Here is a 13006-nt window from a genome sequence, read left to right on the forward strand (position 1 = left end):
GCGATCTGCGTCACAATTGAACTGAAATTCATGAAAAATTGAGCATCCTGGCGCTTACAATTTTCAGGTTGCATCATTACTTTATCGTTTCAGCACCATTTGCGTCGACGCTCTTTACGAGTCCATGCAAATTAGTGCCAAGGATACTCAGAAGGATATTTTCATGCTGCACCCACGCGCCAGAACCATGCTCCTATTATCGATACCCGCAGTCGTCATTGGTATTGCTTGCAGTCTGGTTTTAATCGTGGCGATGAAAATAGCCGCCGTTTTGCAAAATATCCTGTGGACCAGCCTGCCTGCGAGCGTAGGCATCAATGCCGATGGCCCTTTGTGGACGATGGCTATTCTCACCGGAACCGGCATCGCCGTTGGGCTGATCGTGCGCTTTAGTCCCGGGCACGCGGGACCGGACCCGGCAACAGAGTCGCTGATAGGCGCACCGGTCAGCACCAGCGCGCTGCCGGGTCTGCTTGCGGCGCTGATAGTGGGTCTGGCGGGCGGCGTTAGCCTGGGGCCGGAACATCCTATTATGGTCGTGAATATCGCCCTGGCGGCTGCGGTGGGCAGTCGCCTGTTTCCACGCATTACCCCTCTGGACTGGACGATTCTCGCCGCCTCCGGCACCATCGGCGCGCTATTCGGCACTCCGGTCGCGGCGGCGTTGATATTTTCGCAAACGCTGAACGGCAGCAACGATGTTCCCCTGTGGGACAAGCTATTTGCTCCGCTGCTTGCGGCGGCAGCGGGTTCCCTGACCACCAGCCTGTTTTTTCACCCCCATTTTTCGCTACCGCTGCCTTATCTGTCGGAGCTGCGCTTCGTCGACATTATTAGCGGCGCCATCGTGACGCTTATCGCGATTGCCGTTGGCATGGTCGCCGTCTGGTGCCTGCCGCGTCTACACACGCTGATGCATCGTCTGAAAAATCCTGTGCTTACGCTGGGCGTCGGCGGGTTTTTATTAGGGATTCTGGGCGTCATCGGCGGGCATATCACGCTATTTAAAGGCCTTGATGAGATGCAGCAGTTGCCGGTAAGCCTGACGCTTGGCGCCAATGATTACCTGCTTATTGCCGTGATCAAGCTTGCGGCGCTGATACTTGCCGCCGCCTGCGGTTTTCGCGGCGGGCGTATTTTTCCTGCCGTGTTCGTCGGCGTCGCGCTCGGTCTGATGCTGCATGCACACGTTCCCGCCGTGCCGGCAGCCATCACGGTTTCCTGCGCTATCCTCGGCCTGACGCTGGTAGTGACGCGTGATGGCTGGCTGAGCCTGTTTATGGCGGCAGTGGTCGTGTCGGATACCACGCTACTGCCGCTACTGTGCATTGTTATGCTTCCGGCCTGGCTGCTGCTGGCCGGAAAGCCGTTGATGATTGCCAGAAAGAATAGCGATTAAACGCGACTGTTCCTCTCTTCCAGCGCCTGAGTGACCGTGCGCAGAAAGTCGGGGATATCCATTTTGGGCAGCATCACCTCTACCAGCGTCAGTCTGTCTGAGGCGACGCTGCTGTTCATCGCTTCTCTCAGCTCATGCGTGCGAGTCACGCGCCAGCATCGGGACGGGACATCGGGAGCAAAAGCATCAGGCAGACGATTCCAGTCCCAGAGCGCAATATCGTTATACCGCTGCTCGGGGCCGTGAATCGCGCGCTCCACCGTATAGCCTTCGTTATTGAGCAACAGAATCAGCGGACGTTGCTTATCCCTGAGCATCGATCCCAGTTCCTGAATAGTTAACTGCGCTGCGCCATCGCCGACAATCAGCACGACCCTTCTGTCCGCCGCTGCTATTTGCGCCCCGTAGGCTGCCGGAAGGGTGAAACCTATCGATCCCCATAGCGGCTGGACAATCAGCGTTGCGTCAGTGGGCAGCTTAAGCGCGGCGGCGCCAAAAGCCGCGGTTCCCTGATCGGCAAGAATAATGTCTCCCGGGCGGAGCTGTTCCTGCACCGTACTCCAGAAGTTTTTCTGCGTCAGGCTTCCTTCAGGCGCGCCGCTCACCCCGGGCGCCTGAATATTCGGCGGCACCCATTCCCCCGCCAGACTTGCGGAGAGCTCGATGACTATTTCGAGCGCCTTATCCATCGGAACCCGGCTGAACCAATGGTCGCCTACCCGAACGGCAAACGGCTGGATTTCAATCGTTTTTTCCTGCGGCAGATGCTGGGTAAAGCCCGCGGTAATGGTGTCGGTAAAACGGGTGCCGATACAAATAATGGTGTCAGCGTTTTCAATGGCCTCGCGGGTTTCCTCTGCGCTAGCAATCCCGCTGTAAGTGCCAACAAAACCGCTTTGTTGCTCATCAAAAAGCCCTTTGCCCATTAGCATCGTGGCGCAGGAGACGGGCACGCTGGCGACCCATTTTCGGAGAACATTTTGTAGCCCATAGCGCTGAGCAAGAAAATCAGCCAGCAGCGATACGCGACGACGACTTCTGAGCATCCGCTCCGCGTGCTCGCGGAATCCCGCCAGCTGGTTCTCATCGGCAGGCAGACTCGGAATAAGCAAAGGATGTGCAGGGGGTGTCGCTTTTGCCTTCGCCACATCGGCAGGCAGCATCAAATAACCGGGGCGATGATGGGTGAGCATCTCGCAGAGTACGCGGTCGATTTCATGGCAGGCATTTCCCGCCGCCAGTACCGCCTGAGAGCAGGTAATCTGCTCGCTCATGCGCGAGAAGTGGCTGAAATCACCGTCGCCCAGCGTATGGTGCAGCAGCTCGCCGCGCTGCTGCGCGCCGGTTGAGGGGGCGCCGACAATATGCAGAACCGGAACATGTTCGGCGTAGCTGCCGGCAATACCGTTAAGCGCGCTCAGTTCGCCGACGCCGTAGGTGGTCAACAGCGCGCCTGCGCCTTTGATACGCGCATAGCCATCAGCGGCGTAGGCCGCGTTGAGCTCGTTAGCGCAACCTACCCACCCTAAATTCTGCTGCGCAATAACGCTATCGAGAAACTGTAAATTGTAATCACCAGGTACGCCAAACAAGCGGTCTATGCCGCAATCTACGAGACGATCCAGCAGATAATCGCCAATGGTATAAGTCGGTTGCATATCCTTACTCTCCTCTCGTGCAGGTAAGTTGAGTATTGAATAAGCAGTTGCGCTGTCCAGATTGCACTCAACAAAGACGGTGGAAAGCAAAATTTACGCGTTCCGGGAGTATACTCGCCGGCAAACATTCTTTAGTGTAAACGTATACACAACCCTGTTTTAAGTGCGGAGGAAGTATGGTTTACCAGGCAAACACCACGCGATATCAAACGATGGAATACCGCCGTTGCGGTCATAGCGGGCTAAAGCTACCGGCAATTTCTCTTGGGCTTTGGCATAATTTCGGCGACGAAACGCGGGTGGAAACCAGCCGTCAGCTTCTGCGTCACGCATTCGATCTCGGCATCACCCATTTCGACCTGGCCAACAACTACGGGCCACCGCCGGGTTCCGCGGAGAGCAATTTTGGTCGCATCCTGAAAGAGGACTTCTTGCCCTATCGCGATGAACTGATTATCTCCAGTAAAGCCGGTTATACCATGTGGGACGGCCCCTATGGCGACTGGGGCTCACGCAAATATCTGATTGCCAGCCTCGACCAAAGCCTTAAACGAATGGGCCTCGACTATGTCGATATTTTCTACCACCACCGTCCCGATCCTGAAACGCCGCTGCAGGAAACCATGCGCGCGCTGGACCATCTCGTCCGCCAGGGGAAGGCCCTGTACGTTGGATTATCGAATTATCCTCTCGAACAGGCCCGGGAAGCCGTCAATATTCTTAACGAGCTGGGCACACCGTGTCTGATTCATCAGCCTAAATATTCCATGTTCGAACGCTGGGTCGAGGGGGGCTTACTCGATTTCCTGCAGAGCGCAGGGGTGGGAAGTATAGCGTTTTCACCGCTTGCCGGCGGCCAGTTAACTAACCGTTATCTGCACGGCATTCCGGCGGATTCCCGCGCCGCCAGCGGCAGTCAATTCCTGCAACCGGATCAGCTTACCGAAAGCAAACTGGAAAAGATTCGTCAACTTGACGCACTGGCCGAAGCCCGCGGGCAGAAGCTCTCGCAGATGGCCCTGGCCTGGGTGCTGCGCGACGAGAAAGTGACTTCGGTATTGATTGGCGCCAGCAAAACCACGCAGCTCGACGATGCGATTGGCATGCTGGAAAACCGCCGTTTCACCGCCGAAGAACAGGCAACGATTGACGCAATCCTTGCGGTGTAAATTCATTTTTACTTTAGCAAAAAGTGCTCTCACTGGCGATTTAGGAGTTCCTCCGATGCGACGGGGCTTTACTGCCCCGTAATATCGGGTTAACAGGCCGACAACGGCCCCGATCGTGAAGGAGAAGAGTATGTTCAGGTCACTGATTTTGGCTGCAGTGCTTCTGGCTTCAGCGCCATTGGTCGCTAACGCTGGTGAAATCACCCTGTTGCCATCAATAAAATTACAAATTGGCGATCGCGACAATTATGGTAACTACTGGGACGGTGGCGGCTGGCGCGACCGTGATTACTGGCGTAAACACTATGAATGGCGCGATAACCGCTGGCGTCGTCACGATAACGGCTGGCATCGCGGCTGGGATAAAGGTAAAGCCTACGAACGCGGCTATCGCGAAGGCTGGAAAGATCGCGACGACCGACGCGGCGGCTGGGGACGAGGCCATGGCGGCCGCGGCCATGGTCACGGGCATCATTAATCGCAAAAGGGAGCCATCCGGCTCCCTTTTTTAATTACCTGCTTAACCGACCAGCGTTCCAACAATCAGCCAGCCGTTGAGCACCACAACCACCGCGACAATCGCCCACCCCAGCACTTTCACCCACCGGGAATTAACCAGATCCCCCATCAGCCGCGCATTGCTGGTAAAGATGAGCAGCGGCACCAGCGCCAGGGCGATACCGAAGCTCAGCAAGACCTGGCTCATCACCAGAATACGCGTCGGATCAAGCCCCATCAAAATCACAATGAATGAAGGCAGCATGGTAATGGCCCGACGAAACCACAGCGGAATATGAAAGCGAATAAAACCCTGCATTACGACCTGCCCCGCCAGGGTGCCTACAACCGTGGAGGATAAACCGGCGGCGACCAGGCTCAGCCCAAAGATGGTGGCTGCCGCGTGGCTCAACAACGGCTCCAGCGTCAGATAGGCCTGATCGAGATCGGCAACGCCGGTGTGACCATTGAAATGGAAGGCCGCGGCGGCGGTCGCCATCATGGCCAGGTTAACAAAACCTGCGATGGTCATAGCGATGGCAACATCCCAGCGCGTGGCGTTATAGCGCTCTTTGCGCGTCCCCCCGTGCAGGTGCTGAGTGAGCGACGAGTGTAAATAGATAACATGCGGCATGATGGTCGCCCCCAATACCCCGGCGGCAAGGAATACCGCTTCGCTGGTTGGCAGAGACGGTACGAGCATGCCTTTCGCCAGCGGCGCCAGCGCCGGCTGGGAGAAGATAAGTTCAACGACATAAGCCGCCGCAACAAACAGCAGCAGTCCGCCGATGACTTTTTCCAGCGGTTTTTGTCCGCGGCGCTGTAGCATCAGGATCAGGAACGTCGCGATCCCCGTCAATACCGCGCCCTGCAGCAATGACACGCCGAGCACCAGCTTAAATCCAATGGCTGCGCCAATAAACTCTGCAAGGTCGGTCGCCATAGCGATAATTTCCGCCTGCACCCAGTAAAACCACACCACCGGACGCGGGTAGTGGTCGCGAATTTGCTCTGCCAGATTTTTACCGGTAGCGATACCCAGCTTCGCCGACATCACCTGAATCAGCATCGCCATCAGATTTGCCCACACGACCACCCATAGCAGTTGGTAGCCAAAGCTGGCGCCGGCCTGGATGTTAGTAGCGAAATTACCCGGATCGATATAGCCAATGGCAGCAATGAACGCAGGCCCCATCAGGGCGAGCTTAATCTTGCGCGCTGCGCGACCGCTGCTATTCTCAACGCGACTGTTTGTCATTTTCTGCCTCTGGAAATATAGCCTTTGCTATGTTTTATGCTATCAAAATGCGAATGATTATCAAGTTCATTTAGAGCGATGATAATGATTGCTGTGATAGGGGGGAACGATAGCAGGTCAGTAACTTAAAACCGGGGAACTGATAAATTCTCTTAATCAGTCATCAGAATAGTACAACAGCGCAACTTTTAAAACTTTTACGTAACATAACAAAAATGCATGGTTGATCACTATTTTTGCCATTAGTCACATATCCTTGCAATAGTGTGTGCTGGCTCTCGTTTTCTTTGCGCTTGTTACATAGAATGTGCACAGAAATTTAACCTGCCTCATATTTGGAGCAAATATGGACCGCGTCTTGCACTTTATTCTCGCGATCGTAGTGGTGGCTATTCTGGCCCTGTTGGTCAGCCACAACCGTAAGCAGATTCGTATTCGTTATGTCATTCAGCTGCTTGTCATTGAAGTGCTGCTGGCCTGGTTCTTCCTGAACTCTGACATTGGTCTGGGTTTTGTGAAGGGCTTCTCCGAGATGTTCGAAAAACTCCTCGGCTTTGCCAATGAAGGGACAAACTTTGTCTTCGGCAACATGAACGACAAAGGCCTAGCTTTCTTCTTCCTGAAAGTTCTGTGCCCTATCGTCTTCATTTCCGCGCTGATTGGTATTTTGCAGCATATTCGTATTCTGCCTATCGTCATTCGCGCGATCGGTACCGTACTGTCCAAAATCAACGGTATGGGCAAGCTGGAATCCTTTAACGCAGTCAGCTCGCTGATTCTGGGTCAGTCTGAAAACTTCATCGCGTATAAAGATATTCTTGGCAAAATGTCCCGCAACCGCATGTACACCATGGCTGCGACCGCGATGTCTACGGTATCCATGTCTATCGTAGGTGCGTACATGACCATGCTGCAGCCGAAATACGTTGTTGCGGCGCTGGTACTCAACATGTTCAGTACCTTTATCGTTCTGTCGCTGATTAACCCGTATCGCGTTGACGAAAGCGAAGAAAATCTGCAGATGTCTAATCTGCATGAAGGCCAAAGCTTCTTCGAAATGCTGGGTGAATATATCCTGGCGGGCTTTAAGGTGGCGATTATCGTCGCCGCCATGCTGATTGGCTTTATTGCCCTGATCTCCGCGCTGAACGCCCTGTTCGCCACCGTTACCGGCTGGTTTGGCTATAGCATCTCCTTCCAGGGGATCCTCGGCTATATCTTCTATCCGGTGGCGTGGGTCATGGGCGTACCGGCAGGCGAAGCGCTGCAGGTAGGTAGTATTATGGCAACCAAGCTGGTTTCTAACGAATTCGTCGCCATGATGGATCTGCAGAAAGTGGCCGCCACGCTCTCACCGCGTGCGGAAGGTATCATCTCTATCTTCCTGGTCTCCTTCGCTAACTTCTCATCTATCGGCATTATCGCTGGCGCAATTAAAGGCCTGAACGAAGAGCAAGGTAACGTGGTTTCTCGCTTCGGCCTGAAGCTGGTTTACGGTTCCACTCTGGTGAGCGTGCTTTCTGCGTCTATCGCCGCGCTGGTACTGTAATCCCTCTTCGCTAGAGAGAAAGCCGGGCAAGTCCCGGCTTTTTTACGTCCGCAGCTCGCTCAGCGGCTGCGGTTTACCTACCAGATACCCCTGGAGGTAATCGACCCCTAGCTGAAGAAGTTTTTCCCGCTGCTCCGGCGTTTCAACGTATTCCGCCACCACCTTCATCTTTTTAACCTTAGCCATTTCGATAATCGATTTGACCATAATGGCGTCCAGCGGATCGGTTTCGATATCCCGCACGAAGCAACCGTCAATTTTTAAAATATCGGCCTGCAGGCTTTTCAGCCGCTCATAGTTAGCGTAGCCGGTGCCAAAATCATCGATAGCGATAGCGCAGCCGAATTCTCGCAGCTGCTGTATGTTATACATACTGGTTTCCACATCGGAAAACGCCTGCTCTTCGGTGACTTCAATCGTTATCGCCTCCGCCGACAGGTTATAGCGTTTAAAAAGCGAGATAATTTGCGTCGCGCTATCCTTTTGCATCAGCGTATAGGGCAGCAGATTCACGGAGAAGTGCTGCCCTTGATGGTGCCTGAGCGAGCTGAACAGCGTTTCCAGTACCTGCATATCAAAGCGCTGGCTCAGATTAAACTGCGCGATCGGCGGAATAAACTTATCGGGCGTAATGATGTTATTACCGCAGCGCATACGGCAAAGAACTTCATAGTATCCCTTTCCTGCGGCATCGCGGATGGGCTGGGCATACAGTACCAGACCGCGCTCATTAAGCGCCTGCTTAATCTGCGCCAGCAGCCGGACCTGTTCGCTTGTTTGATCGGAAATCTGTTCCTGAGCGGCGTCAAGCGCTAACACGCGACGAGCCGCGCCGGCCTGCTCCGATAGCCAGCTAAGCTGACCAAGCATCGGGTGAATATCCGATTCGGTACCGCTATAGCCTCCCCACGATGCGCCAAACTCGAGATCCAACGTCTGGTTGTTCCAGCTGAACTTCTTATGGTTAAGCGTGGAAACGATATGATTTAAACGCGCCTCAGGTTCAGGGCCGTTTAGCACCAGCAATAGCTCACTACCGGGAAGCTGAAAAATCCGCTCTCCCTGAGACAATAGCGGCTGTAGCTTACAGGCGATTTGCCGTTTGCTCTCAACCCTCATCATCATGCCGTAATGGCGGCTAAGGAAATCCAGATTCTGTATTCGCAGGCTGCTTATAGCAACCGCGGGGTTACGCTGCAGATGACTCTCCAGCGCACGCAAATTGGGCAAACCGGTTAGCGGATCTTCTTCCGCCTGGTCTCGCCATCTGAACTTCATTCTTTCACTGCGCGCGTAGATATCCGCCATATAAAACAGACAGATAGTGAAACAAATTAGCACCGAAAGCACAAATGACAGGGAATATTCAGTTTGTACCCCATGCAAAAAATTCTGGTTATAGGCCACGAGTAAAAATGCTGAAACGGACCACGAAATGCGAATCAGCGTATGCGCCAGACGACTAATACCAATAAAGTACAAAATGAAAATAAGAGGAACTAAATAACCAGCAATAAAAACAGAATCATAAGGCGTACATAGCACCAGTAATATTGCCGCCAGCGCTACAAACCAGTACAGCGTAAATACTCGCTGCTCGCGCACTTGCCATGAATGACAAAGATTGCGCCAGAATACTCGCGCATATCGCGGACTGATAATCATCCGCAACGGATAATAAAAGAAGGTCGTAAAAATTAACGCAGCGCTAATCAGGCTCTGTATATCGATAACGGTGTAGATAACCGACATATTGCCGAAATAGCTGGAAATCGCCAGCGGAAACGAAAAGAAGCGCCCCGCCAGATACATTGTGATCTTGAGCAGAATTGGCGCGAAGAAACCGCCCCAGAAAACCCTCACGCCCATATGTTTCGCCGTCAGCCCGGCGCGCCAGCGCCTTCCAAGCTGATAACGGACAATAGCGCAGGAGAGGAATACCGAGAAGAGCTGGCAAAAAAGCAGGATGACCGCCTGAGTGAAGGTCAGATCGATTATCCAGGCATTGGTAATCGCAAACGCGATTACCAATGGAGCAACGGCATAGCGGCCAAAAATAAAAAGCACAGCATACATTAAGCTCAACGGCAGCCATGCCAGATAAATTTGATTTCCGTCAATAATAGTTTGAGGAGAAATAAATCTGGACAGCGGAATGGCTATAAAGCAGACCAGAAGGGCCAGCAGAGTTTTTTTGATCTTAATGTTAAAATGATCAATCATTATTGTTAATTAAAACTCCTGCGGCAACAAATATATTTAGGCAGCAAATATTATGTTGCTTAATAAAGGCAGGCAAGATTTTAAATAGTGAAAAAATCTGAAATTACTTAACGCGGAGATTTACTGACTTATTCAGAAAGTACTTTACATTTCCCTGATAAAAACAAAAACCCCCGCCGCAGCGAGGGTTCGGAATTTGGTGGAGCTAAGCGGGATCGAACCGCTGACCTCTTGCATGCCATGCAAGCGCTCTCCCAGCTGAGCTATAGCCCCACAGGACCTCTTTACGAACCAAATCTGCTGGGTGCAGGATTTGGTGGAGCTAAGCGGGATCGAACCGCTGACCTCTTGCATGCCATGCAAGCGCTCTCCCAGCTGAGCTATAGCCCCGTAACGTAAAGCGTGTCGTGTTGACGGGCGGCATAATATGAATTCCTTCGTCAGGTGTCAACGGCAAAATGAATCCCCGCAATTTGATCGCTGAAAAAGCAGGCAAACGGCTGACATTGCGAGCCTTATCGCAGCCAGAAGCTAAACATGTCACTCTTTCCTGTAAAAGGATGCTATAACATGTGCAACTAATTCCCACATATTTACTCAGGAAATAGTATGCTCAAGGAACGAATGACACCTGAAGAAATAGCGCATCTGACTGGCTTCAGTCGGCAAACCATAAACAAATGGGTACGTAAAGAGGGGTGGCAAACCTCCCCGCGCCCCGGCGTTCAGGGCGGTAAAGCGCGCCTCGTACATGTCAATGAGCAGGTTCGCGAATTCATACGCAGCGCGCAGCGCGTGGCCGAAAACCCGGTCCCCTACTCCGCAACGGATAACGAACTGGAATCTCTGCTTCTTACGCTGTGCAAAGAGATGACGCCGGGTGAGCAAAAGTTGCTGATGTCGCTGCTGTTGCGTGAAGGGATCACAGGATTACTCAACCGACTGGGTATCCGCGATCGGTGAAAGCATGATGAAACTTAAAGATAAAATGACGCCAGCGGAGCTCGCCGAGAGTCTTAACCTCGCCCGACAAACCATTAACCGCTGGGCCAGAGAACAAAAATGGCGGACGGAACCGATACCCGGAGTCAAAGGGGGGCGCGCTCGTCTTATCGTCATCGACAGGCCGGTTATCGATTTCCTCGCCAATATTCCGGCGCTACGGCATCTGGCGATAGATAATCAGCTGGCTGAACAGCCCGTCAAATACTTTGTGAATGATGCTGACGCCATATGGCGGCAGATTGTCGAAACCATGCACCTGATGACCCCGACCGAACAGTTACACCTGCGCGATCTTCTTGCGCGCGAGGGGATTAGCGGATTTCTCTCCCGGCTTGGTATTACTGATGCAAAGTAGCAGGCAAAAAAAAACGGCGGGGTTAGCTATCCCCGCCGTTTTGCAATGTCTGTTTCAAGTATCAGGATTGTTGGCTTTCGCGTTCAGCAATAAAGGCCAGCGCCTTATTGATACGTTCTACGCTACGGGATTTGCCAATCGCATGCACGGTCACATCAAGCGCCGGAGACTGGCCTGCGCCGGTTACGGCAACTCGCAGCGGCATCCCGACTTTGCCCATCCCGACTTCCAGTTCATCAGCCGTCGCCTGAATCGCGTGATGAACATTTTCCGCTGTCCAGTCACTGATAGCGGCTAATTTATCGCGTACCACTTCCAGCGGCTGACGAGCAACAGGACGCAGGTGCTTTTTCGCCGCATCGGCATCAAACTCGGCAAAATCTTCATAGAAATAACGGCAGCTCGCCGCCATCTCTTTCAGCGTTTTGCAGCGTTCGCCCAGCAGCTTAACCAGCTCAGCCAGCTGCGGGCCGTTACGGGTGTCGATATTTTCCTGCTCAATGTGCCACTGTAAATGCGTTGCCACATATTCCGGGGCCAGCGAGTTGATATAGTGATGGTTCAGCCACTGCAGTTTTTCGGTGTTGAACGCGCTCGCAGATTTGCTCACCGCTCCCAGGCTAAACAGCTTAATCATCTCTTCACGAGAGAAAATTTCCTGGTCGCCGCTGGACCATCCCAGACGCACCAGATAGTTCAGCAGCGCTTCCGGCAGGTAGCCGTCGTCGCGATACTGCATAACGCTGACCGCGCCGTGACGCTTGGATAGTTTTTTACCGTCATCGCCGTTAATCATCGAAACGTGGGCGTAAACCGGCACAGGCGCATTCAGCGCTTTCAGGATGTTAATCTGGCGCGGTGTATTGTTGATATGGTCTTCACCACGAATAACGTGGGTGATTTCCATATCCCAGTCGTCAACCACGACGCAGAAGTTATAGGTTGGAGAACCATCGGTACGGCGAATAATCAGATCGTCCAGCTCATGGTTGCTGAATTCGATCGGACCGCGGATCTGGTCGTCAAAAACAACGGACCCCTCTTCCGGGTTGGCAAAACGAACAACGCAAGGTTCATCATCAGCATGATGTTCGTGACCATGGCGGCAGCGACCGTCATAACGCGGCTTTTCGCCTTTTGCCATTTGTTCTTCACGCAGCGCTTCCAGACGCTCTTTAGAGCAATAGCATTTATAGGCCGTGCCCGCTTCCAGCATTTCATCAATGACGGCGTTATAGCGATCAAAACGCTTGGTCTGGAAGTACGGACCCTCATCCCATTCCAGGCTCAGCCAGTTCATACCATCCATGATGGCTTCAATGGCCTCCGGCGTGGAGCGCTCAAGATCGGTATCTTCAATACGCAGCACAAACTCACCGCCGTGGTTACGTGCAAAAAGCCAGGAATAGAGAGCAGTACGCGCGCCGCCAACGTGCAGATAGCCTGTCGGGCTGGGCGCGAAGCGAGTTTTGATTTTCATGAAGTGGCCTTACGTTTGATAAAGGTGCCGACACGCGGCAGTGTTCGTTGGATTTTATGGAGGAATATTCTAACACCGTGGGCTGATTCCTCAATGTTGTTACCGTTTCAACGTCACGCTTTACCCTTTTTGTTTATAAATCATGCGTCATAGATGACATTGCGATCGTTTTGTTTAATTTTACGACGAACAAACAAATTATTTAGAAAAGGCGTTGACTCATTTTCAACTCTCCCTATAATGCGACTCCACACAGCGGGGGTGATTAGCTCAGCTGGGAGAGCACCTCCCTTACAAGGAGGGGGTCGGCGGTTCGATCCCGTCATCACCCACCACTTTCTCGCCAGCTGGATTTCTTGTCATAAAATGTGAAGTACCGAAGTGGGTGATTAGCTCAGCTGGGAGAGCACCT

10 protein-coding genes and 3 tRNA genes are annotated in these 13006 nt (G+C 53.0%); 7 read left to right on the plus strand and 6 right to left on the minus strand.

Annotated elements, in window-relative coordinates; translation table 11 throughout:
• Positions 1–163 precede the first annotated feature (163 nt).
• Positions 164–1399 carry an ion channel protein gene (locus HMPREF3178_RS05695; RefSeq protein WP_004104303.1) on the plus strand — a complete coding sequence of 412 codons (1236 nt, stop codon included), beginning with the start codon at positions 164–166 and terminating at the stop codon, positions 1397–1399.
• Here the strand turns inward: HMPREF3178_RS05695 and HMPREF3178_RS05700 are convergent.
• Positions 1396–3057: an alpha-keto acid decarboxylase family protein gene (locus tag HMPREF3178_RS05700; protein WP_004104304.1), complete on the minus strand. Its 1662-nt coding sequence runs from the start codon at positions 3055–3057 to the stop codon at positions 1396–1398. The two genes, HMPREF3178_RS05695 and HMPREF3178_RS05700, sit on opposite strands and share 4 nt — an antisense overlap.
• 176 nt (positions 3058–3233) lie before the next feature.
• Here HMPREF3178_RS05700 and mgrA point away from each other — a divergent pair, with 176 nt between their 5' ends.
• Both mgrA and HMPREF3178_RS05710 read left to right on the plus strand, forming a co-directional pair.
• Positions 3234–4226, plus strand: a complete 993-nt coding sequence (mgrA, locus tag HMPREF3178_RS05705) for an L-glyceraldehyde 3-phosphate reductase (protein ID WP_004104305.1) — start codon at positions 3234–3236, stop codon at positions 4224–4226.
• A 130-nt stretch (positions 4227–4356) separates the two neighbouring features.
• Positions 4357–4704: a DUF2502 domain-containing protein gene (locus tag HMPREF3178_RS05710; protein WP_004104306.1), complete on the plus strand. Its 348-nt coding sequence runs from the start codon at positions 4357–4359 to the stop codon at positions 4702–4704.
• Between the two features lie 42 nt (positions 4705–4746).
• On the opposite strand, the gene HMPREF3178_RS05715 is transcribed toward HMPREF3178_RS05710, so the two are convergent.
• On the minus strand, positions 4747–5982 hold the full coding sequence (locus tag HMPREF3178_RS05715; protein WP_004114311.1) for an Nramp family divalent metal transporter: 1236 nt from the start codon (positions 5980–5982) through the stop codon (positions 4747–4749).
• Between the two features lie 346 nt (positions 5983–6328).
• Between HMPREF3178_RS05715 and HMPREF3178_RS05720 the strand changes: the two genes are divergently transcribed.
• Positions 6329–7531, plus strand: coding sequence for a NupC/NupG family nucleoside CNT transporter (locus HMPREF3178_RS05720; protein ID WP_004104312.1), 1203 nt, complete (start codon positions 6329–6331; stop codon positions 7529–7531).
• Positions 7532–7573: 42 nt separating this feature from the next.
• Here the strand turns inward: HMPREF3178_RS05720 and HMPREF3178_RS05725 are convergent, their stop codons facing one another.
• The 3 genes from HMPREF3178_RS05725 to HMPREF3178_RS05735 all read right to left on the minus strand — a co-directional run bounded on the left by HMPREF3178_RS05725 (position 7574) and on the right by HMPREF3178_RS05735 (position 10144).
• Complete coding sequence (locus HMPREF3178_RS05725) at positions 7574–9754, minus strand: EAL domain-containing protein (protein ID WP_004104314.1); 2181 nt, start codon at positions 9752–9754, stop codon at positions 7574–7576.
• A gap of 197 nt (positions 9755–9951) precedes the next feature.
• Positions 9952–10027: transfer RNA gene (locus HMPREF3178_RS05730), tRNA-Ala, on the minus strand.
• Between the two features lie 41 nt (positions 10028–10068).
• Positions 10069–10144 (minus strand) — tRNA-Ala (locus tag HMPREF3178_RS05735).
• 219 nt (positions 10145–10363) lie between these two features.
• Here HMPREF3178_RS05735 and HMPREF3178_RS05740 point away from each other — a divergent pair.
• On the plus strand, positions 10364–10717 hold the full coding sequence (locus HMPREF3178_RS05740) for a YfeC-like transcriptional regulator (protein WP_004104315.1): 354 nt from the start codon (positions 10364–10366) through the stop codon (positions 10715–10717).
• Positions 10718–10721: 4 nt separating this feature from the next.
• Positions 10722–11114, plus strand: a complete 393-nt coding sequence (locus HMPREF3178_RS05745; RefSeq protein ID WP_004104316.1) for a YfeC-like transcriptional regulator — start codon at positions 10722–10724, stop codon at positions 11112–11114.
• Between the two features lie 61 nt (positions 11115–11175).
• Here the strand turns inward: HMPREF3178_RS05745 and gltX are convergent, their stop codons facing one another.
• Complete coding sequence (gltX, locus tag HMPREF3178_RS05750) at positions 11176–12594, minus strand: glutamate--tRNA ligase (RefSeq protein WP_004104317.1); 1419 nt, start codon at positions 12592–12594, stop codon at positions 11176–11178.
• Positions 12595–12853: 259 nt separating this feature from the next.
• Here gltX and HMPREF3178_RS05755 point away from each other — a divergent pair.
• Positions 12854–12929 (plus strand) — tRNA-Val (locus HMPREF3178_RS05755).
• Positions 12930–13006 lie beyond the last annotated feature (77 nt).

Origin of the sequence: Klebsiella sp. HMSC09D12 (genome assembly GCF_001808475.1) — a bacterium.
GTDB classification, from domain to species: Bacteria; Pseudomonadota; Gammaproteobacteria; order Enterobacterales; family Enterobacteriaceae; genus Klebsiella; species Klebsiella oxytoca.